The organism is Parabacteroides sp. merdae-related_45_40, from assembly GCF_001915675.1.
The window spans coordinates 20,721-43,989 of record NZ_MNQY01000039.1; the positions used below are offsets into that span (position 1 = coordinate 20,721).

General features: G+C 42.1%; 21 protein-coding genes, 1 tRNA gene and 1 pseudogene (1 of these 23 running past the window's edge). 20 read left to right on the forward strand and 3 right to left on the reverse strand.

Features of this window, described 5'->3' with window-relative positions:
• From tuf to BHV83_RS03800, 13 genes and pseudogenes are all read left to right on the forward strand, one after another.
• On the forward strand, positions 1-1,144 hold the 3' portion of the coding sequence (gene tuf, locus BHV83_RS03740) for an elongation factor Tu (protein WP_502687956.1). The gene continues 44 nt to the left of window position 1, outside the view; only the last 1,144 of its 1,188 coding nucleotides appear in the window; its start codon lies off the left edge, out of view; it ends in the stop codon at positions 1,142-1,144.
• A 47-nt stretch (positions 1,145-1,191) separates the two neighbouring features.
• Positions 1,192-1,264: transfer RNA gene (locus BHV83_RS03745), tRNA-Trp, on the forward strand.
• A gap of 19 nt (positions 1,265-1,283) precedes the next feature.
• Positions 1,284-1,478 carry a preprotein translocase subunit SecE gene (gene secE, locus BHV83_RS03750; protein WP_005637138.1) on the forward strand — a complete coding sequence of 65 codons (195 nt, stop codon included), beginning with the start codon at positions 1,284-1,286 and terminating at the stop codon, positions 1,476-1,478.
• Between the two features lie 12 nt (positions 1,479-1,490).
• Positions 1,491-2,033 (forward strand): transcription termination/antitermination protein NusG, encoded by a 543-nt coding sequence (gene nusG / locus BHV83_RS03755; RefSeq protein ID WP_005637137.1) that lies wholly within the window; start codon positions 1,491-1,493, stop codon positions 2,031-2,033.
• A 74-nt stretch (positions 2,034-2,107) separates the two neighbouring features.
• Positions 2,108-2,562: pseudogene (gene rplK, locus BHV83_RS03760) on the forward strand (50S ribosomal protein L11).
• Between the two features lie 15 nt (positions 2,563-2,577).
• Positions 2,578-3,276 carry a 50S ribosomal protein L1 gene (gene rplA / locus BHV83_RS03765; protein ID WP_005637135.1) on the forward strand — a complete coding sequence of 233 codons (699 nt, stop codon included), beginning with the start codon at positions 2,578-2,580 and terminating at the stop codon, positions 3,274-3,276.
• A 16-nt stretch (positions 3,277-3,292) separates the two neighbouring features.
• The gene (gene rplJ, locus BHV83_RS03770; RefSeq protein ID WP_005637134.1) at positions 3,293-3,823 is read left to right on the forward strand and encodes a 50S ribosomal protein L10; all 531 of its coding nucleotides are present in this window, start codon (positions 3,293-3,295) and stop codon (positions 3,821-3,823) included.
• Positions 3,824-3,868: 45 nt separating this feature from the next.
• Positions 3,869-4,246, forward strand: coding sequence for a 50S ribosomal protein L7/L12 (gene rplL / locus BHV83_RS03775; RefSeq protein ID WP_005637133.1), 378 nt, complete (start codon positions 3,869-3,871; stop codon positions 4,244-4,246).
• Between the two features lie 107 nt (positions 4,247-4,353).
• Complete coding sequence (rpoB, locus tag BHV83_RS03780; RefSeq protein ID WP_286756351.1) at positions 4,354-8,166, forward strand: DNA-directed RNA polymerase subunit beta; 3,813 nt, start codon at positions 4,354-4,356, stop codon at positions 8,164-8,166.
• Positions 8,167-8,239: 73 nt separating this feature from the next.
• Positions 8,240-12,526 carry a DNA-directed RNA polymerase subunit beta' gene (rpoC, locus tag BHV83_RS03785; protein ID WP_005637131.1) on the forward strand — a complete coding sequence of 1,429 codons (4,287 nt, stop codon included), beginning with the start codon at positions 8,240-8,242 and terminating at the stop codon, positions 12,524-12,526.
• Positions 12,527-12,653: 127 nt separating this feature from the next.
• Positions 12,654-13,517 (forward strand): endonuclease/exonuclease/phosphatase family protein, encoded by an 864-nt coding sequence (locus tag BHV83_RS03790; RefSeq protein ID WP_122205305.1) that lies wholly within the window; start codon positions 12,654-12,656, stop codon positions 13,515-13,517.
• Between the two features lie 5 nt (positions 13,518-13,522).
• Positions 13,523-14,404, forward strand: a complete 882-nt coding sequence (locus tag BHV83_RS03795; protein ID WP_005637129.1) for an AraC family transcriptional regulator — start codon at positions 13,523-13,525, stop codon at positions 14,402-14,404.
• 338 nt (positions 14,405-14,742) lie between these two features.
• A complete protein-coding gene (locus BHV83_RS03800; protein WP_005637128.1) occupies positions 14,743-15,051 on the forward strand; it encodes a DUF3467 domain-containing protein in 309 nt (102 codons plus the stop codon).
• 67 nt (positions 15,052-15,118) lie between these two features.
• Here BHV83_RS03800 and BHV83_RS03805 read toward each other — a convergent pair whose 3' ends face one another.
• Positions 15,119-15,289 (reverse strand): hypothetical protein, encoded by a 171-nt coding sequence (locus tag BHV83_RS03805; RefSeq protein WP_005637127.1) that lies wholly within the window; start codon positions 15,287-15,289, stop codon positions 15,119-15,121.
• Positions 15,290-15,426: 137 nt separating this feature from the next.
• On the opposite strand from BHV83_RS03805, the gene BHV83_RS03810 reads away from it, so the two are divergent.
• The gene (locus tag BHV83_RS03810; protein ID WP_122205306.1) at positions 15,427-16,164 is read left to right on the forward strand and encodes a lysophospholipid acyltransferase family protein; all 738 of its coding nucleotides are present in this window, start codon (positions 15,427-15,429) and stop codon (positions 16,162-16,164) included.
• 1 nt (position 16,165) lies between these two features.
• Here the strand turns inward: BHV83_RS03810 and BHV83_RS03815 are convergent, their stop codons facing one another.
• Together BHV83_RS03815 and BHV83_RS03820 are read right to left on the reverse strand one after the other, a co-directional pair.
• Positions 16,166-17,647, reverse strand: a complete 1,482-nt coding sequence (locus BHV83_RS03815) for a capsule assembly Wzi family protein (protein ID WP_122205307.1) — start codon at positions 17,645-17,647, stop codon at positions 16,166-16,168.
• 112 nt (positions 17,648-17,759) lie between these two features.
• Positions 17,760-18,761 (reverse strand): alpha/beta hydrolase, encoded by a 1,002-nt coding sequence (locus BHV83_RS03820; protein WP_122205385.1) that lies wholly within the window; start codon positions 18,759-18,761, stop codon positions 17,760-17,762.
• Between the two features lie 232 nt (positions 18,762-18,993).
• On the opposite strand from BHV83_RS03820, the gene BHV83_RS03825 reads away from it, so the two are divergent.
• The 6 genes from BHV83_RS03825 to BHV83_RS03850 all read left to right on the forward strand — a co-directional run bounded on the left by BHV83_RS03825 (position 18,994) and on the right by BHV83_RS03850 (position 23,161).
• Entirely contained in the window at positions 18,994-19,203 is a 210-nt protein-coding gene (locus tag BHV83_RS03825) for a hypothetical protein (protein WP_286756358.1), read from the forward strand.
• Positions 19,204-19,816: 613 nt separating this feature from the next.
• Positions 19,817-20,170: a 30S ribosomal protein S6 gene (gene rpsF / locus BHV83_RS03830; RefSeq protein WP_005637109.1), complete on the forward strand. Its 354-nt coding sequence runs from the start codon at positions 19,817-19,819 to the stop codon at positions 20,168-20,170.
• A gap of 2 nt (positions 20,171-20,172) precedes the next feature.
• The gene (gene rpsR / locus BHV83_RS03835; RefSeq protein WP_005637107.1) at positions 20,173-20,442 is read left to right on the forward strand and encodes a 30S ribosomal protein S18; all 270 of its coding nucleotides are present in this window, start codon (positions 20,173-20,175) and stop codon (positions 20,440-20,442) included.
• A 20-nt stretch (positions 20,443-20,462) separates the two neighbouring features.
• On the forward strand, positions 20,463-20,906 hold the full coding sequence (rplI, locus tag BHV83_RS03840; RefSeq protein ID WP_005637097.1) for a 50S ribosomal protein L9: 444 nt from the start codon (positions 20,463-20,465) through the stop codon (positions 20,904-20,906).
• Between the two features lie 127 nt (positions 20,907-21,033).
• Entirely contained in the window at positions 21,034-22,239 is a 1,206-nt protein-coding gene (locus BHV83_RS03845) for an N-acetylmuramoyl-L-alanine amidase family protein (protein ID WP_182387857.1), read from the forward strand.
• Positions 22,240-22,276: 37 nt separating this feature from the next.
• Positions 22,277-23,161, forward strand: coding sequence for an MlaD family protein (locus BHV83_RS03850; RefSeq protein WP_005637091.1), 885 nt, complete (start codon positions 22,277-22,279; stop codon positions 23,159-23,161).
• The last annotated feature ends 108 nt before the right edge of the window (positions 23,162-23,269 follow it).

Consider the following 23,269-nt stretch of genomic DNA (forward strand, 5'->3'; position numbering starts at 1 on the left):
ACCACATGTGAACATTGGTACGATTGGTCACGTTGACCACGGTAAAACAACTTTGACAGCTGCTATCACAACAGTATTGGCAAAGAAAGGTCTTTCAGAATTGCGTTCATTCGACTCAATCGACAACGCTCCTGAAGAAAAAGAAAGAGGTATCACTATCAACACTTCTCACGTAGAGTATTCGACTGCAAACCGTCACTATGCTCACGTAGACTGTCCGGGTCACGCCGACTACGTAAAGAACATGGTAACTGGTGCTGCTCAGATGGACGGTGCTATCATTGATGGTCCTATGCCTCAGACTCGCGAGCACATCTTGTTGGCTCGTCAGGTAAACGTTCCGAGATTGGTTGTTTTCATGAACAAATGTGACATGGTGGACGACGAAGAAATGTTGGAACTGGTTGAAATGGAAATGAGAGAACTTCTTTCATTCTATGATTTCGATGGTGATAACACTCCGATCATTCGTGGTTCTGCTCTGGGTGCTTTGAACGGTGATCCGAAATGGGAAGAAAAAGTAATGGAACTGATGGAAGCTTGCGATACTTGGATTCCGCTGCCTCCGCGTGAAGTTGACAAGCCTTTCTTGATGCCTATCGAAGACGTATTCTCTATTACTGGTCGTGGTACAGTTGCTACTGGTCGTATCGAAACTGGTATTGTAAAAGTTGGTGATGAAGTTCAGATCATCGGTTTGGGTGCTGACGGAAAGAAATCTGTTGTTACAGGTGTTGAAATGTTCCGTAAGTTACTGGATCAGGGTGAAGCTGGTGACAACGTTGGTTTGTTGCTTCGCGGTATCGACAAGAACGAAATCAAACGTGGTATGGTAATCTGCCACCCGGGTCAGGTAAAAGAACATTCTCGTTTCAAAGCTGAGGTTTATATCTTGAAGAAAGAAGAAGGTGGTCGTCACACTCCGTTCCACAACAAATATCGTCCTCAGTTCTATATCCGTACATTGGACGTAACTGGTGAGATCACTCTTCCGGAAGGAACTGAAATGGTAATGCCAGGTGATAACGTTACAATTGACGTTGAACTGATCTATCCGGTAGCTTGTAATGTAGGTCTTCGTTTCGCTATCCGCGAAGGTGGTCGTACAGTAGGTGCTGGTCAGATCACAGAATTAGAAAACTAATTCAAACATATAAAATGTAGCCAGTCTTTTTTAGGGCTGGCTATTTTACGGAACTAGCTCAGTTGGTAGAGCACTGGTCTCCAAAACCAGGTGTCGGGAGTTCGAGCCTCTCGTTCCGTGCTAAAAATCTATAGATTCGATGAAAAAGATAATTAATTATATTAAGGAATCTTATAACGAACTTGTTTATAAAGTTTCTTGGCCTACGAGAACAGAGCTTTCCAATAGTGCTGTGGTTGTTATGTTTGCTTCCCTTATAATCGCGGCATTAATCTTTGTTATTGATTTAGGCTTTGAGGGTGTGATGCGTTTCTTCTACGAGAAAATCTTTTAATCAGTTTAAAGTATGTCTGATATTCAAAAGAAATTTTATGTTCTGCGTGCTATTAGTGGCAAGGAGAATAAAGTCAGAGAGTATCTTGAGGCTGAGTTGAAGAATACTGACTTAGGTGAGTATGTGTCACAGGTCTTGATTCCTACTGAAAAGACTTTTACGGTACGTAATGGTAAGAAGGTGATGAAAGAACGCGCTTACTTGCCTGGATACGTTTTGGTAGAAGCCGCTTTGGTTGGAGAAGTCGCTCATCGATTGAGAAACATTCCTAACGTAATCGGTTTTTTGGGTGGATCGGATAACCCCGTTCCCTTGCGTCCGGCAGAAGTTAGTCGTATTTTAGGTACGGTTGATGAATTGCAGGAACAGCAGGATGACCTAGATATTCAGTTTTATGTTGGTGAGAATGTGAAAATCACTTTTGGACCCTTTAATGGCTTCACTGGTGTGATTGAGGAGGTCAATGCCGAGAAAAAGAAACTTAAAGTGATGGTAAAAGTTTTCGGACGTAAAACACCGCTTGAGTTGGGTTATATGCAAGTGGAGAAGGAATAAGTGCTTTTGTTACGAAAAGTACTGTCTTTCTTTAAAAGTTATCGATGTTATATATCTAAAAAATTTTAGAAACAATGGCTAAAGAAGTTGCTGGACAAATCAAATTGCAGATTAAAGGAGGAGCAGCAAACCCTTCTCCCCCCCTTCTCCCCCTGTAGGACCTGCTCTGGGTTCTAAGGGTATTAATATTATGGAGTTTTGCAAGCAATTTAATGCCAGAACCCAAGACAAGGCCGGTAAGATATTACCTGTTGTAATCACTTACTATGCCGATAAGTCTTTCGACTTTGTTGTAAAAACTCCTCCTGTTGCTATCCAGTTGTTGGAAGCTTCCAAACAGAAGAGTGGTTCTGCTGAGCCGAATCGTAAGAAGATTGCAGAAATCTCTTGGGATCAGGTAAAAACTATTGCAGAGGACAAGTTGGTCGATCTGAACTGCTTCACTGTCGAGTCAGCTATGAGAATGGTTGCCGGAACAGCAAGAAGTATGGGTATCACTGTTAAAGGGACATTCCCGGGTAATAATTAATAAACTTCAATTGAGATGAGTAAACTTACAAAAAATCAAAAGTTGGCTTTGGGCAAGATTGAAGCTGGGAAAGCGTACACATTGAAAGAAGCTTCAGCTTTGGTAAAAGAAATTACTACTACTAAGTTTGATGCCTCTGTAGATGTTGATGTTCGTTTAGGTGTTGACCCTCGTAAAGCTAACCAAATGGTGAGAGGTGTGGTTTCACTGCCTCACGGAACGGGTAAGCAGGTTCGGGTTCTCGCATTATGTACACCAGACAAGGAAGCTGAAGCTACTGCTGCAGGTGCTGACTATGTTGGATTGGACGAGTATATTGAAAAGATTAAAGGCGGTTGGACTGATATTGACGTAATTATCACTATGCCTTCTATCATGGGTAAGATTGGTGCTCTGGGTAGAGTATTAGGCCCGCGTGGTTTGATGCCTAACCCAAAGAGTGGTACGGTTACCAATGAAATTGGAAACGCAGTGAAAGAAGTTAAGCAAGGTAAGATCGACTTTAAGGTAGACAAATCCGGTATCGTTCACACTTCAATCGGTAAGATTTCTTTCAATTCCGATCAGATTCGTGACAATGCTAAGGAATTTATTTCAACTCTTTTGAAGTTGAAACCGTCTGCAGCTAAAGGTACATATATAAAGAGCATTTATCTTTCAAGTACAATGAGTGCGGGTATTAAAATTGACCCCAAATCAGTTGAAGAAAACTAATTAAAATTATTGGACAATGAAAAAGGAAGATAAAGGCTTAATTATAGGTCAACTGACTGAGATCGTAAAGGAATATCCTAACTTTTATTTGACTGACATCGAAGCATTGGATGCTGAGAAAACCAGCAAATTGAGACGGGAATGTTTCAAGAAAGAGATCAAGTTGGTTGTTGTAAAGAATAACTTGCTTAAAAAGGCATTGGAAAATGTAGAAGGTGATTTCTCACCTCTGCAGGTTGCAATGAAAGGCAATACAGCTGTGATGTTCTCACAGACTGCTAATGCTCCCGCTCGTCTGATTAAGGAATTTACTAAAGATGCTAAAAAGGATGCTCCTGTTAAGCCGGAATTGAAAGCTGCCTATGTACAGGAAAGTTTCTATATCGGTGCAGAAAATCTCGAAGCCTTGGTAAATATCAAGAGCAAAAACGAACTTATCGGAGATGTTATCATGTTGTTGCAATCTCCGGCGAAGAACGTTATCTCTGCTCTTCAGTCATCAGGACAAACTATCCATGGTCTGTTGAAGACTCTGGAAGAAAGATAATTTTTTTAATTTACACAGATAAACAAACATTTAAATCATACAAAAATGGCAGATTTGAAAGCTTTTGCAGAACAATTAGTAAACCTGACCGTAAAAGAAGTTAGCGAACTGGCTACAATCCTGAAAGAAGAATATGGTATCGAACCTGCAGCTGCAGCTGTTGCTGTTGCTGGTCCTGCTGCTGGTGGCGCTGCTGCCGCTGCAGAAGAAAAAACTTCTTTTGACGTAGTATTGAAAGCAGCTGGTGCAAACAAGCTGGCTATCGTTAAGTTAGTAAAAGAATTAACTGGTCTTGGTTTGAAAGAAGCTAAAGATATGGTTGACGGTGCTCCTAGCGCTATCAAAGAAGGAATCGCTAAAGCTGATGCTGAAGCATTGAAGAAACAGTTGGAAGAAGCTGGAGCTGAAGTTGAGCTTAAATAGTATTTATAACCTGGTAATCAGGTGATTTGGTTAAGAGTCTCCCTTAAAGGAGATTCTTAACCTTTTTGTGTCTATAATTTCAATAAGTTCAATAAATTCCTTACTAGATGTCTTCAACAGCTGAAAACCAAAGAGTTAATTTTGCTTCGATCAAAAATCAGTTCCCATATCCGGACTTTCTCGAAGTACAATTGAAGTCATTCCAAGACTTTCTTCAACTTGACACACCTCCTGAAAAGAGAAAAAAGGAGGGATTGTATAAGGTATTTGCCGAGAATTTTCCGATAGCAGATACGCGTAACAATTTTGTGTTGGAGTTCTTAGATTACTATATAGATCCGCCTCGCTATACGATTGACGAATGTATTGCTCGCGGGTTAACCTATAGTGTGCCTTTAAAAGCGAAGTTAAAACTGTATTGTACAGACCCTGATCACGAGGATTTCGATACAGTGATACAGGACGTATATCTGGGCCCGATTCCGTATATGACGGAAAGGGGCACTTTCGTGATAAATGGTGCGGAGCGTGTTGTGGTTTCACAATTGCACCGTTCACCGGGTGTATTCTTTGGACAAAGTACACATGCCAATGGTACGAAGTTGTATTCAGCGCGTATCATTCCTTTTAAAGGTTCCTGGATCGAGTTTGCAACTGACATCAACAATGTGATGTATGCTTACATCGACCGTAAAAAGAAATTACCTGTAACAACCCTTTTAAGAGCTATTGGTTTTGAAAGCGATAAAGACATTCTCGAGATCTTTAATCTGGCTGAAGAAGTAAAAGTTTCGAAAGCTAACCTGAAGAAGCTGATCGGTCGTAAACTGGCTGCTCGTGTTTTGAAGACTTGGGTGGAAGATTTCGTAGATGAAGATACCGGTGAGGTTGTTTCTATTGAACGTAATGACGTTATCATCGACCGTGAGTCGGTTCTCGATAGCGACAATATTGAGGCTATTCTGGAATCTGGCACGCAAAACATTCTATTACATCGTGAGGACCAGAATCTTTCAGATTATGCTATCATCTATAATACGCTTCAGAAAGACCCTAGTAACTCTGAAAAGGAAGCTGTCCTGTATATTTATCGTCAGTTGCGAAATGCAGAACCTGCAGATGAAGCAAGTGCCCGTGAAGTTATTCAGAACCTGTTCTTCTCTGAAAAGCGTTATGATTTAGGTGAAGTTGGCCGTTACAGAATTAATAAGAAGTTGAACCTTACTACCAGCGATGATATTAAGGTTTTGACAAAAGAAGATATAATCGAGATCATCAAGTATCTGATTGAGTTGATCAACTCGAAAGCGATCGTTGATGATATCGACCATTTGAGCAACCGTCGTGTGCGTACAGTGGGCGAACAGCTGTACAACCAGTTCGGTATTGGTTTGGCTCGTATGTCTCGTACGGTTCGTGAACGTATGAATGTACGCGATAATGAAGTGTTTACTCCGATTGATTTGATTAACGCGAAGACTATTTCTTCTGTCGTTAACTCATTCTTCGGAACGAATGCTTTGTCTCAGTTTATGGACCAGACAAATCCACTGGCTGAAATTACGCATAAACGTCGTTTGTCTGCATTGGGACCGGGTGGTCTGTCTCGTGAACGTGCTGGATTTGAGGTTCGTGACGTACACTATACGCATTATGGTCGTCTTTGTCCAATTGAAACTCCTGAGGGACCGAACATCGGTTTGATCTCTTCTTTGTGTGTATATGCTAAGATTAACGATCTTGGTTTTATCTCTACTCCGTACCGTAAGGTTGTTGATGGTAAGGTGGACTTTTCTGAGGAAGGTTTACAATATTATACTGCAGAAGAAGAAGAAGAATTGACGATTGCCCAAGGGAATGCTCCATTGGATGATAACGGCAAGTTTGTTCGTGATAGAGTGAAAGCTCGTTTTGAAGCTGATTTCCCGGTCGTGCCTCCTACGGAGATCGATTTGATGGACGTTGCTCCACAGCAGATTGCTTCTATTGCGGCTTCTTTGATTCCGTTCTTGGAACATGACGATGCTAACCGTGCATTGATGGGATCTAACATGATGCGCCAGGCTGTTCCTTTGCTGCGTACGGATGCTCCAATCGTTGGTACAGGTATCGAAGCGCAGGTTGCTCGTGATTCACGTACCCAGATCATGGCTGAACGTGAGGGAGAAGTTGTATTTGTGGATGCAACTTGTATCAAGATCAAATATGACCGCTCGGAAGATGAAGAATTCGTAAGTTTCGAAGATGCGGTTAAGACATACAATATTCCGAAGTGGCGTAAGACTAACCAAAGTACGACTGTCGATCTGCGTCCGATCTGTCATCGTGGTCAGCGTGTGAAGGCTGGCGATATCCTGACGGAAGGTTATTCTACTCAGAATGGTGAGTTGGCCTTGGGACGTAACGTGAAAGTGGCATATATGCCGTGGAAGGGTTACAACTATGAGGATGCTATCGTTTTGAACGAACGTATGGTCCGTGAAGACTTCTTTACTTCAGTTCACGTTGACGAATACATTTTGGAGGTTCGTGAAACGAAACGTGGTATGGAAGAGTTGACTTCCGATATCCCGAATGTCAGCGAAGAAGCAACTAAGGATTTGGATGAAAGTGGTATTGTCCGTGTGGGTGCTCGTATTGAACCGGGTGATATTTTAATTGGTAAGATTACTCCGAAGGGTGAATCTGATCCTTCTCCAGAGGAAAAATTGCTTCGTGCAATTTTCGGCGATAAGGCTGGTGATGTGAAAGATGCTTCTTTGAAAGCAACCCCGTCTCTTCGTGGTGTAGTTATTGAAACTGCTTTATTCTCGAAAGCCATCAAGAAGCGTAAGTCCAGACTGACAGACAAGGCTATTCTTCCTAAATTGGATGAGGAATACGAAATGAAGATGGCTGACCTGAAGAACTTGTTGGTTGATAAACTGTTGGTTTTGACTAATGGTAAGGTTTCTCAGGGAGTTAAAGACTATATGAATACAGAGATTATTGCGAAGGGAGTTAAGTTCTCTCGCAAGGCTCTGGAAGAATTGGATTATAATTCTATCCAAGTAAGTAAATGGACTGCCGATGCTGATAAGAACGAACTTATCAAGCAGGTGATTCTGAATTATTTGAAGAAATATAAGGAACTGGATGCTGAGTTGAGACGTAAGAAATTTGATCTTACGATCGGCGATGAACTGCCTACTGGTATTGTTCAAATGGCTAAGGTTTACATTGCTAAGAAACGTAAGATCCAGGTTGGGGATAAGATGGCCGGTCGTCATGGTAACAAGGGTATTGTTTCCAAGATCGTCCGTCAGGAAGATATGCCATTCCTTGAAGATGGAACTCCGGTTGATATCTGTTTGAATCCGCTGGGTGTACCTTCTCGTATGAACTTAGGACAGATTTTTGAAGCTGTGTTAGGTTGGGCAGGCCGGACGATGGGGGTTAAATTTGCTACTCCTATCTTTGATGGTGCAACATTAGATGATATGAACGAATGGACGGACAAAGCCGGATTACCCCGTTACGGTAAGAGCTACTTGTATGACGGTGGAACAGGTGAACGTTTTGACCAGCCGGCTACAGTGGGTGTTACTTACTTCCTGAAGTTGGGTCACATGGTTGACGATAAGATGCATGCTCGTTCAATCGGTCCGTACTCTCTTATTACTCAGCAGCCTCTGGGTGGTAAGGCACAGTTTGGTGGTCAGCGTTTCGGAGAGATGGAAGTTTGGGCACTGGAAGCTTTCGGTGCTGCACATGTTCTTCAGGAAATTCTTACGATCAAATCTGACGACGTTGTTGGACGTTCTAAGGCTTACGAAGCAATTGTGAAAGGTGATCCGATGCCACAACCGGGTATCCCTGAATCTCTGAACGTATTGCTGCACGAGCTGAGAGGTCTTGGTTTAAGCTTTACTCTGGATTAATTCAAAAACAATATAAGTAGATGAGTTTCGGCTCATCTACTTACTCATTGATAACTCTTTATAAATAAAAAATATGGCCTTTAGAAAAGAAAACAAGATAAAGAGTAACTTTTCAAAAATAACCATCGGTCTGGCTTCCCCTGAAGAGATTCTTGAGAACTCTAGTGGTGAAGTTTTAAAACCGGAAACGATTAATTATCGTACGTACAAACCTGAGCGTGACGGTCTTTTCTGTGAGCGTATTTTCGGTCCTATCAAGGACTATGAATGCCATTGCGGTAAATACAAGCGTATTCGTTATAAAGGTATTGTCTGCGATCGTTGCGGGGTAGAAGTTACAGAGAAAAAAGTACGTCGTGAACGTATGGGACACATTCATTTGGTTGTACCTGTTGCTCATATCTGGTATTTTCGTTCCCTGCCCAATAAAATCGGTTACTTGTTAGGCTTGCCGACCAAGAAACTGGATTCTATTATCTATTACGAACGTTATGTCGTGATTCAGCCGGGTTGTGTAGACACTATTGCTGAATTGGACTTGCTTTCGGAAGAAGAATATTTGCAGATTCTGGATAACCTGCCAAAGGAAAACCAGATGTTGGAAGATACGGATCCGAATAAGTTCATCGCAAAGATCGGTGCTGAAGCCATCTATGATTTGTTGGCTCGTCTGGACCTAGATTCTTTGTCTTACGAATTGCGCCATCGTGCAAGCACAGACGGTTCGCAACAGCGTAAGAACGAAGCATTGAAACGTTTACAGGTTGTTGAGTCCTTCCGTGCATCCAGAGGGCGTAACAAACCGGAATGGATGATCGTGAAGGTTGTACCTGTTATCCCTCCAGAACTGCGTCCGTTGGTTCCGTTGGATGGTGGCCGTTTCGCTACTTCCGATTTGAATGATTTGTATCGTCGTGTTATTATCCGTAATAACCGTCTGAAACGATTAATCGATATTAAAGCTCCCGAAGTTATTTTACGTAATGAAAAACGTATGCTTCAGGAAGCTGTGGATTCTTTGTTTGATAACTCTCGTAAATCGAGTGCTGTTAAGACAGATGCTAACCGTCCGTTGAAGTCTCTCTCCGACAGTTTGAAAGGTAAACAAGGTCGTTTCCGTCAGAACCTGTTGGGTAAACGTGTTGACTATTCGGCCCGTTCGGTTATCGTTGTAGGTCCTGAATTGAAGATGCATGAATGTGGTCTGCCAAAGAATATGGCAGCCGAACTTTATAAGCCTTTCGTGATCCGTAAATTGATTGAACGCGGTATCGTAAAAACGGTTAAGTCTGCTAAGAAGATCGTCGACCGTAAGGAGCCGGTGGTTTGGGATATTTTGGAATACGTAATGAAAGGACATCCGGTATTGCTGAACCGTGCACCGACACTGCACCGTTTGGGTATTCAGGCATTCCAGCCAAAGTTGATCGAAGGTAAAGCTATTCAGTTGCACCCGTTGGCATGTACGGCATTCAACGCCGACTTCGACGGTGACCAGATGGCTGTTCACTTGCCTTTAGGAAACGAGGCCGTATTGGAAGCACAGATGTTGATGCTTGCTTCTCATAACATTCTGAATCCGGCTAACGGTGCACCTATTACTGTTCCTTCCCAGGATATGGTGTTAGGTTTGTACTACATAACCAAAATGCGCAAGGGAACACAAGGTGAAGGTCTTGTTTTCTATGGGCCGGAAGAAGCAACGATCGCATATAATGAAAAGAAAGTGGATATCCATGCTCCGATCAAAGTATATGTGAACGACATAGACAAGGAAGGTAATCCGGTTAAGAAAATGGTCGAAACTTCTGTCGGGCGTTTAATGGTCAATGAATTTGTTCCGGAAGAAGTCGGTTATATTAATGAAGTATTGGGTAAAAAAGCTCTCCGTGATATCATCGGTAAGGTGATCAAGGCTTGTGGTGTTGCCCGTACGGCTCAGTTCTTGGATGATATCAAGAATCTGGGTTATTATATGGCTTTCAAAGGTGGTTTGTCCTTCAACTTGGCTGACGTTCTGATCCCACCTGAAAAAGAGGCGTTGGTGAAAGAAGGTTATGACGAAGTTGAACAGATTATGAACAACTATAACATGGGGTTCATTACCAACAACGAACGTTATAACCAGATTATTGATACTTGGACACATGTTAACAGCAAGTTGTCCGATACATTGATGAAGCAGTTGACTGCTGATAATGATGGTTTCAACTCTATCTATATGATGATGGATTCTGGAGCCCGTGGTTCTAAAGAACAGATTCGTCAGTTGTCCGGCATGCGTGGTTTGATGGCAAAACCGCAGAAAAGTGGTGCAGAAGGTGGTCAGATTATTGAAAACCCGATCCTTTCTAACTTTAAAGAAGGTCTGTCCGTGTTGGAGTATTTTATCTCTACTCACGGTGCTCGTAAAGGTTTGGCCGATACAGCTTTGAAGACTGCTGATGCTGGTTATTTGACTCGTCGTCTGGTTGACGTATCGCATGATGTGATCATTAATGAAGAAGATTGTGGTACGTTGCGTGGTTTGGTTTGTACGGAATTGAAGAACAATGATGAAGTGATCGCTAGTCTGGGTGAACGTATCTTGGGGCGTGTTTCCGTTCATGATGTTATTCATCCGTTGACAGGAGAAGTAATCGTTCGGGCCGGTGAAGAAATTCGTGAAGATGCGGCTAAAAAGATCGAAGATTCTCCGATCGAAAGTGTTGAAATCCGCTCTGTATTGACTTGTGAATCCAAGAAAGGTGTTTGTGCGAAATGTTATGGCCGTAATCTGGCTACGAACCAGATGGTTCAGAAAGGTGAGGTTGTGGGTGTTATCGCAGCACAGTCAATCGGTGAACCGGGTACTCAGCTGACACTGCGTACATTCCACGTCGGTGGTATCGCATCTAACGTGGCAACAGAAAACAGTATCACTTCTAAATATGACGGTGTTCTGGAAATCGAAGAACTTCGTGCTGTGGATAGCGAAGAAAACGGTAAGAAATTCCAGGTTGTTGTCAGCCGTTTGGCTGAACTCCGTATTGTCGATCCGACAACGAAGATCGTATTACTGGCTCACAATATTCCTTATGGTTCCAAATTGTTCTTCAAGAATGGAGATACAATCAAGAAGGGGGATGTTATTATCGAATGGGACCCGTTCAACGCCGTTATCGTATCGGAAGTTTCCGGTAAGATCGAATTCGAAAGTTTGGTTGAAAATGTTACTTACAATGTTGAAAGTGACGAAACGACCGGTTTGAAAGAAAAGATCATTATCGAATCTAAAGATAAGACAAAAGCTCCGGCTGCACACATCGTGGATGAAAACGGAAACTATCTGAAGAATTATTCATTACCGTTGGGTGCACACGTTGTAAAAGACGAGGGCGATATGGTTAAGGCGGGTGAAGTCTTGGTCAAGATTCCGCGTGCAGTAAGTAAAGCCGGTGATATTACTGGTGGTTTGCCTCGTGTAACGGAATTGTTTGAGGCTCGTAACCCGTCTAACCCGGCTGTCGTTTCTGAAATCGATGGTGAAGTTGGTTTCGGCAAGATCAAGCGTGGTAACCGTGAAATTACTGTTACATCCAAATTGGGTGAAGTAAAGAAATATATGGTGCCTCTGTCCAAGCAACTGCTTGTTCAGGAAAATGACTATATTCGTGCAGGTATGCCTCTGTCTGATGGTGCGACTACTCCGTCTGATATCCTGGCAATCATGGGACCGACGGCTGTTCAGGAATATATCGTAAATGAAATCCAGGACGTATACCGTCTGCAGGGTGTAAAAATTAACGATAAGCATTTCGAGGTAATCGTTCGTCAGATGATGCGTAAGGTTGAAATCATCGATCCGGGAGATACTCGCTTCTTGGAACAGCAGGTGGTTGATAAGCTGGAGGTAATGGATGAAAACGATCGTATCTGGGGCAAGAAGGTTGTGACGGATCCGGGAGATTCTCAGACATTGCAGGCAGGTCAGATCGTGACTGTTCGTAAGTTGAGAGATGAGAATAGTATGCTGAAACGTCGTGACTTGAAATTGGTTGAAGTCCGTGATGCAGTTCCTGCTACGGCTAACCAGATTCTTCAGGGTATTACTCGTGCCGCTTTGCAGACAAATAGCTTTATGTCTGCCGCATCTTTCCAGGAAACAACTAAAGTGCTGAATGAAGCTGCTATCAATGGAAAAGTGGATCGTCTGGAAGGTTTGAAAGAAAACGTTATCTGTGGTCATTTGATTCCTGCCGGTACAGGCCAGCGTGATTTCGACAAATTGGTTGTCGGTGCTAAAGATGAGTTCGAACGTATCTTTGCAAATCGTAAGAATGTCGTAGATTTCAATACTATGGACAGAGACGATGAGTAAAATGCGGAATAAATAAAAGAGAAGGGTTACCGATATTCGGTAGCCCTTTTTTATTTTCTGTTATTTGTTTAATAAAATCAGAGTCCTTATATTTGTGTATTATCTTGATAATTAAAATAAATCATATATGAAGAAAGTACTATTTTATTTGTTCACCCTTTTGATCTCGACGAATATTGTTTTTGCTGAACATCTTGATAATGAAATGAATGTGATGTCTTTTAATATTCGCATGAGTACAAAGTCTGACGGGGCTAACTGGTGGGAGTATAGGAAAGACCTGGCTGCCAATGTGATCAAGTTTTATGATGTCGATATGTTTGGTGCGCAAGAAGTCTTGCATAATCAGTTGACGGATTTATTGGACTGTTTGCCGGACTATGGTTATGTCGGGGTGGGGCGTGAAGATGGTAAGACAAAAGGTGAATATTCTCCTATCCTTTACAGAAAGGATCGTTTCTCTGTTGTCAAAAGTGGCAATTTCTGGCTGGCGGAAGATATGAATGCCGTGGGCAAAAAAGGCTGGGATGCCGCTTGTGAGCGTGTTGCGACTTGGGCGATATTCAAAGATAAGAAATCCGGAAAAGAGTTTTTCTTTCTGAACACTCATTTGGATCACATGGGACAGGTTGCTCGTCATGAAGGGGCTTCTTTAGTCTTAAAGCAGGTGAAGTTGCTTTCCAGAAATCTACCGGTGATTGTTACTGGTGACTTTAATGCTGTTCCGACTGATGATCCGATTAAAGTTTTAACAGACGAAAAAGATCCGCGACATTTGACACATGCCCGTACATTGGCTCCTTTGTGCTACGGACCTGAGTGGACTTTTCACGATTATGGGCGTGTTCCTTTGGACGAACGTGTATGGATTGATTATATCTTTGTAAAAGGTAATGTCAAAGTACTTCGTCATGGTGTTTTGGCTGAAAGTCTGGATAACTTATATCCTTCAGACCATTGTCCTGTTATATCGAGAATAATTGTTCAGTAAATGTTATGGGTTCCGTAGATGTATTAAGAGAAATTACGCCGCTTTCACCGGAAGATTGTTTTCTGGTGATGCAGCGACCTAAGCGTAGTTTTTCCTATCCGCTTCATGTGCATCCGGAATTTGAACTGAACTATTTGGAGAATGCTGCTGGCGCGATTCGAATCGTTGGTGATTCGGTGGAGGAGATGGAAGAGCTTGATCTGTTATTGGTTGCAGGTGGAGCCAAGCATGCTTATTCAAATCACAAATGTCTGAGTACGGATATTTTGGAAATAACAATTCAGTTCCATGCCTCTCTTTTCGATAGTTTTATCAACAAGCGTCATTTCAAGACTATAAAGGATATGTTTGAGAAAGCCTCGTGCGGTCTTGTCTTTAGCCGTGAAATGATTTTGCGTATTCAACCCGAACTTAAAAAGCTATCGAGTGATAAACCGGATTCGTTTCACAATTTATTACGTTTGATAGAAATACTCAAGACTTTGTCGTTAGATGAAAAGGCACGCAAGTTAAATGCTATCAATACTGTAGAAAACTTTAGCAATATAGATAATGACCGTCTGGATACGATCATGTTGTTTTTGCATGAAAATTATCAGCGTCCGGTTTTATTGTCCGAACTTGCTTCGTTAATAAATATGAGCGAAGCGTCGCTTACTCGGTTTCTGAAAAAGTGGACGGGAAAAACTTTTATCGACAATTTGAATGACATTCGTATAGCTGAAGCGGTTTGCCGACTGATTGACACAAGTGATACAATAGCAGAAATATGCTATAAATCTGGTTTTAATAACTTATCGAATTTCAATCGGGCTTTTAAGCGACGAAAAGGTAATACTCCTACCGAATATCGTGAAAAATATGCACGTACTCGTTTTAGGATTTAAAACATGATTTTAAACTAATTTGCAAAATAGATGAATTATCTGTGACGGAATAGTATCATATAATGATAAAATAGTATTTGGTGGTTAATTGTATGAGGCATATCTTTGTAACGTTGAATAAACAATGAAATTACTAAGACGAATTGCCTTAGTTTAAGCGTCGAGATTATAGAATATTAAACACAATAAGGTATTTTTTTTACATTGGTCTAAAGAATTGAGAATTAAAAACACAACTGAAAAAGGGCTGCCTGTGAAGGTAGCCCTTTTTATTTGATACTATTCCGATTTTAATATGTATATTTGTCTTGGAATATTTATAATCAAATAATAAGAATATGGAAAATAACAAACCGACAAATGAGATTCAAGTAGAGCTGTCAGAAGAGATGGCTCAGGGAACGTATGCAAATCTGGCAATTATATCACATTCTTCATCCGAGTTCATATTGGATTTTATCCGCGTTGTGCCGGGTGCTCCGAAGGCACAGGTGAAAAGTCGCGTCATCCTGACTCCGGACAATGCAAAACGACTGTTGTTTGCTTTGCAAGATAATCTGGCAAAGTTTGAAGAACAAGCAAATGGTAAGACTGCCAAATTTGAAGATTTTGTTCCTCCTATCGGAGGGGTGAAAGGGGAAGCCTGATTATCCTGGACAGAAAATAAAAAAGTCCGTTCCTAAGGAGCGGACTTTTTTATTTGTAAGTGTGTGATTATCCGAGTCTCTTGTTTATAACGATATGACCGATATAACCCAGAATAATGACTCCTAAACCGGTAAGAAGAATAGTATTTGACAATCCTCCGTTAATTGCCGGTACAGCCAAAATGATAACACCGATAAGGAGTACGATTACCCCCAGATTTTTCAATAATTCGTTCATGGTGATAGATATTTTATATATTATTTTTTTTCTACCGCAAATAAAGCAATAATAACCCGATTGCAAAAATATTTTGGGACAAAAATGATGAAACCATTGAATTTAGCTTTTATATTTGTGAAATAATACAGTTATATATGCTACGGATACTTTATATGCTCTATTTATGGCTGTTTGTGGTTCCTGTTTTTGTGGCATTGACCATACTGACAGCCCTTACGGTTATTGTTGGTTGCCTATTAGGCGGGGAAAGAATATTTGCTTATTATCCGGGAATGATTTGGTCATGGCTGACTTGCCATTTGGCCCTTTGCCCGGTGAAGGTGAAAGGACGGGAAAATATAGACCGGAAGAAATCGTACGTATTTGTTGCCAACCATCAAGGCGCTTTCGACATATTCCTTATATATGGTTTTTTGGGTGTACCGATCAAGTGGGTGATGAAAGCCGGTATTGCCAAAATCCCGTTTGTGGGAGCTGCTTGCCGGGCTGCAGGTTTTATCTTTGTCGATAATTCGACACCGAAAGCTGCCGCCCGTAGCGTGTTGGAGGCGGAACGTAGCCTGAAGAACGGAGCGTCGGTGGTGGTATTCCCGGAAGGTTCACGTACTTATAACGGAAAGATGATCCGTTTTAAGAAAGGAGCTTACCAGATGGCAGCCGACCAGCATTTACAGATTGTCCCGATCACCTTGAACGGACCTTTTGACGTATTGCCGATCGGTTCGTTGAATATTCACCGTCACAAGATGGAAATGGTCATTCATCCGCCTATCCCGACCGAAGGGATGGATGCTTCCCATAAAGGATTGCAGCAGATGGCTGACAAAACACAAGACATCATTGCGTCAGCCTTATGGGAGCAATATAAATAATCTATTTCCAGGATTTTAAAATGCCGCGTTTGCAGACACTCAGACTGAACCCGACGTTATCCTCATAGAGTGAACCTGCATCTGCGGCCACAGCTCCTGTGAATTCCCAACCTTGCAGGCGTGGATGGCGATATTTGACTTCCACCTGTCCGGAATTGCTTCTTTTGTTATCCAGAAACGGGGCGTAAGGTTTTCCCCAGCTATTCATGAGTGTGTATCTGAGGCGATAGGAAACCATTGGCGACAGGTCTCCTTCAAATGCCAAATGCCAGGCACGTACACGTGTATTCTTGAAATCTATATCCCCGTTCGTATTGTATTGGGGGGAAGTCAGAAGCGGTGATCCTATACCTTGTCCGAAATAGGAAGAACCGGTTATGTATTCTATATTATTGTAATAATCATCTCCGCCACCACCCGGACCTTGATATTTGTCATGATCGAAGATGATAAAATGGAACGGTCCGCTCTGATTGCGGGTGACCAAATATTCCGTTACAACCTTTTTTAGCCAGGGAAGGCGTGGCAAATCCAACTGTGCTCCCCAAAGTCCGTCTGTCCCGTTCACGAATATCATTCCGGATTTATCTTCGAAATAATGCTGATGATAAGCTGCCAGTTTCCAGTTCGGCATCGTATATTCCAGTTTGAAATCGTACGAACCGAAATGATTGCCAAGCACGTTGACCTGGTCCGAAAGAGTTGCATTGTCTCCGCCTTCGCTACCACAAACTACCCGGATAAAATCTTTCAGGGAGTGAGGTTGTACACCTATTCTCGGATTGCTGGATGTTCCACCCCATTGCGCCCAGTGTTGCACGCCGATAATACCGGAAAGCGGGAATTCGTTTTGCGTGTCCTTGATGCGGACGTAAAAAGATTTATGATGCCAAAGGACGTTCTTTATATAGGTTTGTTTTCCATTGGAGAAATTTTCCAGATATTTGGTATCGAAAGACTTGCCTACCGCAAAATCTCCTTTCACCTGCATCCAACCCTTTGTGAGCGGAACGACGGTGAATTCCGGCATACTCAGTTTTATTTCCGGAATCGGGCGTGCGTTGGAGGAGAGAACCATGTCACCGGAACTAAGGGAATGATCCCAAAGCGAATGCCGGTTTTCTTTGCTCCCCACACTCAGAAGCATACTTTTATATCCTAACTCGGCATATATCTGTTGGATATACACATTACGGTAACGGGGTACGACAGCTACAATGTCCAGCCCTGCACTCCAGCGAAATCCCTTTCCAAAATGTTGTTGATGAAAAACTCCAGCGTTGAGATAGCCGTTATTGGCGTCTAGGGGAACTACCCCGTACCGATTGCTCACCATCCAGAACGGAGTTGTCGATCCGCTGCTGGCCGATCCGAAAACTTCGGCTTTATATGAGGTTGCATCTTCTGCTTCTTCCGTCTGTGCAAAAGTATTTGCAGCATGGAGAAGAGTGGCAACTGCAATGATTGTCTGTAAGGCTTTCATTCCATATTTATTTTAACCGGACAAAGGTAAGGATTAAAACTTACCGGCGGATATCTCATTTCGAAAAGAAGTATAAGCATTCTGAAAATACAAATATCAGAATAATCAATGTTTATTTTCCCGGCAACCAGTCGAACACTGTGCGATATACATGGTCGCGCGAGTCTTTTTCAGAGAGTATCAAGTCATGAATCCCGTTCTGTATCGTGTCACGTGTAACATAATTGCCTAATTTCTGTCCGTATTTTTGAATATCGTGTATGTCCAGCACGATGTCGGAAGACAGATATTCGTTATTCCATTCTTTTGTTTCCGGGAACGACTTGTTTGACGACATCACCAGTACCGGACAGTCCAGGCCGATCCCTTTCTGCACTGTTTTCTGCGCTTCTTGTATGGCGTTTATCCATCCGGCTTTTTTCGGATGGCCGTTAATCATCTTCCAGTCCGTATTATATACCCATTCCCCTTTGAATTGTTTGAGCAGACTATGAGCATACGAAGCATCCCCGTATCCTTGTACGGTCAGGTTAGGAAATAGTTTCCCTATACAGGAAACTACAGGGATCACGATTTTTTCCATCATCCATCCGAAATTCCAGTCCAGAAAGGGGCTGTTCAATATCAATCCGTCGACAGGAAGTTTACCTTTTTTGCTGTCCAGATAATACGGGGTAATCAATCCACCGGTAGAATGTGCCATCAGCAATATTTTGTCATTCCCCTCTTCCCTAATAATGGCAAGGGCAGTATCGAGGTCTGCAAAATACTCTTTCAAGCTTTTGCAGAAGAAAGGATTCTGGTTCGGCAGTATCGAGCGTCCGTACTTGCGGAGGTCCATAGCATAAAAGTTATAACCGTGGGCATTCACGCTGTCACCCAATTGTTTCTGAAAAAAATAGTCATTGTAGCCATGTATATACAAGATTGCCTGTTTGGCCTCCGGTAACTGTGGCTTCTTGACAAGCGTGCAGACGACTTTCCCCTCGTAGTCATCCGGCATCTGAATGGTCCGGCGCAGATAATTATCGCCCAGTATGTCCGGGACGTATTGAGCGTAAATTGTAGATATGAAGAGCAGTGATAAGATTGTAAAATATAGTTTTCGTGTCATATCGTTTTTAATTTCTTTAATTATAACGCATTCGTCCTGATGTTTGTTGCAGATAACCGATTGCAAAGATATCGATTTTTATGAATTCGTATTGGTCGCTCTACCTGTTTTCATTATCAATGACAACACGAAGGTAGGGCCTCGCAACAGGTAGGAATACGGTTTGGGGAATATCGGCGAAGATCGGTGCGGTAACAGGTAGGAAAAGGTAGAATATAGATGTCATTATGTTTTGAATATCACTAATTATTGCTTATCTTTACGGGACGATAAAACGATGGGGATTACGATGATGAATGAATTCGAAGTCAGGAGTTACGGGGGGGAGGAATTGGCGGTCCTTTGCGGTTCTGATTTGATGTCGGTATCGGCAGGGAAACGGTTGTCCCAATGGGTAGGGGTAAACCCGGAGCTAAAGACAGAGCCACGGGGAAACGATTGAAGGAAAGGGAAGAAGATGTAGACTCCCCCTACAGGTGAGGACGATCGTGCAATATCCGGGTGAGCCTTGAAATAAGGGACTTCTGTGTACGAAACAAGGGACTTTGGCGTGTCAAACCAAGAAGTTCGGGAGGTAAAAGACCGGACTTCCGGATGCGAAAGAAGGGATTTTTCTCATTCCTGTCGTGTCTATGCCGGTTTAAAGGGGTACAAGGATATGAGCCTATATATATATTATTAATATATTTATTTTAAGATGTAGGATTGAACCACAATGAACGGAAAACCTCTGTAAGCTACTTGTAATGAGTTGTTTATATTGAGCCATTGACTGCACCTTTTTTATTAGAGGTGAACTGTTTGGTTTAGAGCCTGTTTAAATTATATTCAATAATAATCTTATAGTAGGCAATTTAATCATTTCCTCTGCCGGATAAAACGTTAATTCATGGCTTCGGCAGAGTCTTCTATTCTGATTTGCTACTGAGCTTACTAGGATAAACATAATTGAGGTTGCTCTGAAAAGATAAAAGTTTTTGTTTGCAGAATAAAAAAAAGTTCCTACCTTTGCACCGCAAAAAATATTTAGTAATAACAATACAAAACAGCGTTTTATGAACAATTACGAAACCGTTTTCATTTTGACTCCCGTTTTGTCTGACGCTCAGATGAAGGAAGCGGTAGAAAAATTCACGAACCTCCTGAAAGAACAGGGTGCTGAAATCGTGAACGAAGAAAATTGGGGTTTGCGCAAATTAGCTTATCCTATCGACAAGAAAACAACAGGCTTCTACCAGTTGGTTGAATTCAAGGCAAATCCGGAAACAATCGCTACACTGGAAATTAACTTCCGTCGTGACGAACGTGTGATTCGCTTCCTGACTTTCCGCCAGGATAAATATGCAGCAGAATATGCAGCAAAGAGAAGAAGTTTGAAATCATCTAAAGAAACAGTAAAGGAGAATTAATCATGGCAGCAACTCAATCAGAAATCAGATATTTGACTCCGCCTTCAGTAGACGTTAAAAAGAAAAAATATTGCCGTTTTAAAAAGAATGGCATCAAGTATATCGATTACAAAGATCCTGAATTCTTGAAGAAATTCCTGAACGAACAGGGTAAGATTCTTCCGCGTCGTATCACTGGTACTTCTTTGAAATTCCAGCGTCGTGTCGCTCAGGCTGTTAAAAGAGCTCGTCATTTGGCGTTGCTTCCTTACGTAACCGATTTAATGAAATAATAAAAGAGAGGAGACAGAATATGCAAGTTATTTTGAAAGAAGACGTAATCAACTTAGGTTACAAGGACGATATCGTAACGGTTAAAGACGGTTACGGACGTAACTTTCTAATCCCCACGGGTAAAGCAGTTATCGCATCTGAGTCTGCAAAGAAAGTATTGGCTGAAAACTTGAAACAACGTGCTCACAAGTTGGCTAAGATTAAAGAGGATGCTCAGGCTTTGGCTGCTAAGTTGGAAGGCGTTGCCCTGACAATCGGTGCTAAGACAAGCTCTACAGGTACGATCTTCGGTTCTGTAACGAATATCCAAGTGGCTGATGCATTGGCAAAAGCCGGTTTCGAGGTAGACCGTAAGATTATCTATATCAAGGAATCTGTTAAGGAAGTTGGCAATTACAAAGCTACCTTGAAACTTCACAAAGAAGTATCGGTAGAAGTTCCTTTTGAAGTAGTTTCTGAATAATCCTATACCGGATCTATAAATGGAAAGGGCGATTCCTTGCGAATTGCCCTTTTTTTATTTCAGATCAGCCCAGTTTAACTCATCAAAAAACATTACATTTGTCCCGAATTTGCAAGAAATTTTTAAAGTGGTAAAAAGAACTTTTCTATATATCAATTTGGTGATAGCCTTGTTTTTTGTTTTACCTGTGTCGCAGGCAAAGGAAAAGACGTTTACGGTGGTGATCGATGCCGGGCATGGGGGGAAAGACCCTGGTGCGCGTGGTTCGTCCATCAATGAAAAGGCTATTAATCTGGCGGTAGCTCTTAGGCTCGGTAGCCTGATATCGGAAAAGCATGATGATGTGAAAGTCATTTATACACGCAAAACGGATGTCTTCATCGAATTGGACGAGAGAGCGAATATCGCCAACCGGAATAAGGCGGACCTGTTTATCTCCATTCATACGAATGCGGTGAAGAGAGGCAGTTCCGTATCGGGAACGGAGACTTATACGTTAGGTTTGGCCCGTACGGATGAGAATCTGGAAGTCGCTATGCGCGAAAACTCAGCAATCCTTTTGGAAGATAATTATCTGCAGAAGTATGAAGGTTTCGATCCGACTTCTTCCGAATCGTATATTATTTTCGAATTTATGCAGAATAAGCATATGGAGCAGAGCATTAGCTTGGCTTCGGAGGTGCAGAAATGTTTTGCTTCGGCCAAGCGTAATAACAGGGGAGTGCGGCAGGCGGGTTTCCTTGTGCTGCGTAAGACGAGCATGCCGAGTATTCTTGTGGAATTAGGGTATATCTCGAATCCTGCGGAAGAACGCTTCATGAGAACGAAGGAAGGGCAAAATAAACTGGCAACCGCCATTTATAATGCTTTTACAAAATATAAGTGGGAGTATGACCGCAAGCGCGGTGCGTTGGCGGGAAATGCAAGTGCTGCTCCTATATTGGAAGTTGTAGATAATATTGGTGATAATCAACCGATTTCTGCGCCTCCTGGAAGCGAAGAGTATATTCGCCAAAAGAACAAGATGGAGGAGTCCAACCAGAGTCGCGTGTCCAAGTCGGCAGTCTCCGCGAAGCAAGCGGGTCGGGTTAAAAAGGGGCAAACGATTTATAAAATACAAATACTTACCTCGGATAAAAAACTTTCTTCCGGTTCTAAATTGTTTAAAGGATATAAGAATGTCGATTACTTTATTGAGAAAGGCATTTACAAGTATACATACGGCGAGACGACAAGTTTCGATTCTATCCGCAAGTTGCGCCGGCAGGTAGCGAAAGATTTTAAGGACGCTTTTATAGTCGCCTTTAAAGATGGAAAGAAAGTGAAATATTGATAGTAACAGAATTTATATTTATATATACAGAGAAGAAATGAAAAATGTATTCACCAAAGAAGCAAAGATCGGACTTGTGTCTATAGTCAGTCTGGCATTGCTATATTTAGGAATTAATTATTTGAAAGGGATCAATCTGTTTAAACCGACAAATCATTATGTGGTGGCTTGTACGAATGTAAAGGGAGTGACGGTTTCGAGTCCTGTATTTGTAGAAGGTTTTAAAGTCGGTCTGGTGCGTGAGATAGTTTATGACTATGATGCCGTCGATAAGATTTCGATCGATATCAGCCTGGAAGACCACATGAAAATTAATAAAGGCAGTTATATCACGATTGTGAACAGCTTCCTCGGTGGCGGTGAATTGCATATCCATCTGAACAAGTATGTGGACGACTATCTGAAGCCCGGTGATACGATCGAGGGGCGGATGGAGTCGGATATGATGCAATCCGTGCAGGAAAAGATTCTCCCGCAGGTGGAACTGCTCTTGCCGAAGATCGATTCGATTCTGGGCGGTTTGCAAACGCTGGTAAATCATCCGGCATTGGCCCAGTCTTTGAATAATATAGAGACAACGACTAATAGTCTGGCTGTTTCTTCCCGCCAGCTCAACCAGATGCTGAGCAAGGATGTGCCGGGCATTATGAGCGATCTGAAGGTCATCACCGGAAACTTTGCCGATGTCAGCACGGATTTGAAAAAACTGGATCTGGCAACGACCGTGAATGCGGTGAATGCAACATTGGATAACGTGGAACAGATGACGCGTAAGCTGAACTCAAAGGATAATAGTATGGGACTCCTGTTGAACGACCGTGCTCTTTACGATAACCTGAACAGTACGGCAGACAATGCCTCCAAGCTTTTGCTCGATTTGAGGCAGAACCCCAAAAGATATGTACATTTTTCTGTATTTTAAGATTGCATAAGATTTGTTGTACAAATCTGTTTATTTAGAATTATTCCAATTAAACGAAAAAATATAAAATACAGAAGTTTGACTTCTCTAAGGCCTTTAGATTGAGAA

Excerpts from the sequence above, each read along its gene's own strand:
- rpsR (WP_005637107.1), top strand. The coding sequence starts at position 20,173 with ATGGCAGCAACTCAATCAGAAATCAGATATTTGACTCCGCCTTCAGTA.
- rpoC (WP_005637131.1), top strand. The coding sequence starts at position 8,240 with ATGGCCTTTAGAAAAGAAAACAAGATAAAGAGTAACTTTTCAAAAATA.
- rpsF (WP_005637109.1), top strand. The coding sequence starts at position 19,817 with ATGAACAATTACGAAACCGTTTTCATTTTGACTCCCGTTTTGTCTGAC.
- nusG (WP_005637137.1), top strand. The coding sequence starts at position 1,491 with ATGTCTGATATTCAAAAGAAATTTTATGTTCTGCGTGCTATTAGTGGC.
- rplJ (WP_005637134.1), top strand. The coding sequence starts at position 3,293 with ATGAAAAAGGAAGATAAAGGCTTAATTATAGGTCAACTGACTGAGATC.
- BHV83_RS03850 (WP_005637091.1), top strand. The coding sequence starts at position 22,277 with ATGAAAAATGTATTCACCAAAGAAGCAAAGATCGGACTTGTGTCTATA.
- BHV83_RS03820 (WP_122205385.1), bottom strand. The coding sequence starts at position 18,761 with ATGACACGAAAACTATATTTTACAATCTTATCACTGCTCTTCATATCT.
- secE (WP_005637138.1), top strand. The coding sequence starts at position 1,284 with ATGAAAAAGATAATTAATTATATTAAGGAATCTTATAACGAACTTGTT.
- BHV83_RS03795 (WP_005637129.1), top strand. The coding sequence starts at position 13,523 with ATGGGTTCCGTAGATGTATTAAGAGAAATTACGCCGCTTTCACCGGAA.
- BHV83_RS03815 (WP_122205307.1), bottom strand. The coding sequence starts at position 17,647 with ATGAAAGCCTTACAGACAATCATTGCAGTTGCCACTCTTCTCCATGCT.
- rplI (WP_005637097.1), top strand. The coding sequence starts at position 20,463 with ATGCAAGTTATTTTGAAAGAAGACGTAATCAACTTAGGTTACAAGGAC.
- rpoB (WP_286756351.1), top strand. The coding sequence starts at position 4,354 with ATGTCTTCAACAGCTGAAAACCAAAGAGTTAATTTTGCTTCGATCAAA.
- rplA (WP_005637135.1), top strand. The coding sequence starts at position 2,578 with ATGAGTAAACTTACAAAAAATCAAAAGTTGGCTTTGGGCAAGATTGAA.
- BHV83_RS03805 (WP_005637127.1), bottom strand. The coding sequence starts at position 15,289 with ATGAACGAATTATTGAAAAATCTGGGGGTAATCGTACTCCTTATCGGT.
- BHV83_RS03790 (WP_122205305.1), top strand. The coding sequence starts at position 12,654 with ATGAAGAAAGTACTATTTTATTTGTTCACCCTTTTGATCTCGACGAAT.
- BHV83_RS03810 (WP_122205306.1), top strand. The coding sequence starts at position 15,427 with ATGCTACGGATACTTTATATGCTCTATTTATGGCTGTTTGTGGTTCCT.
- rplL (WP_005637133.1), top strand. The coding sequence starts at position 3,869 with ATGGCAGATTTGAAAGCTTTTGCAGAACAATTAGTAAACCTGACCGTA.
- BHV83_RS03800 (WP_005637128.1), top strand. The coding sequence starts at position 14,743 with ATGGAAAATAACAAACCGACAAATGAGATTCAAGTAGAGCTGTCAGAA.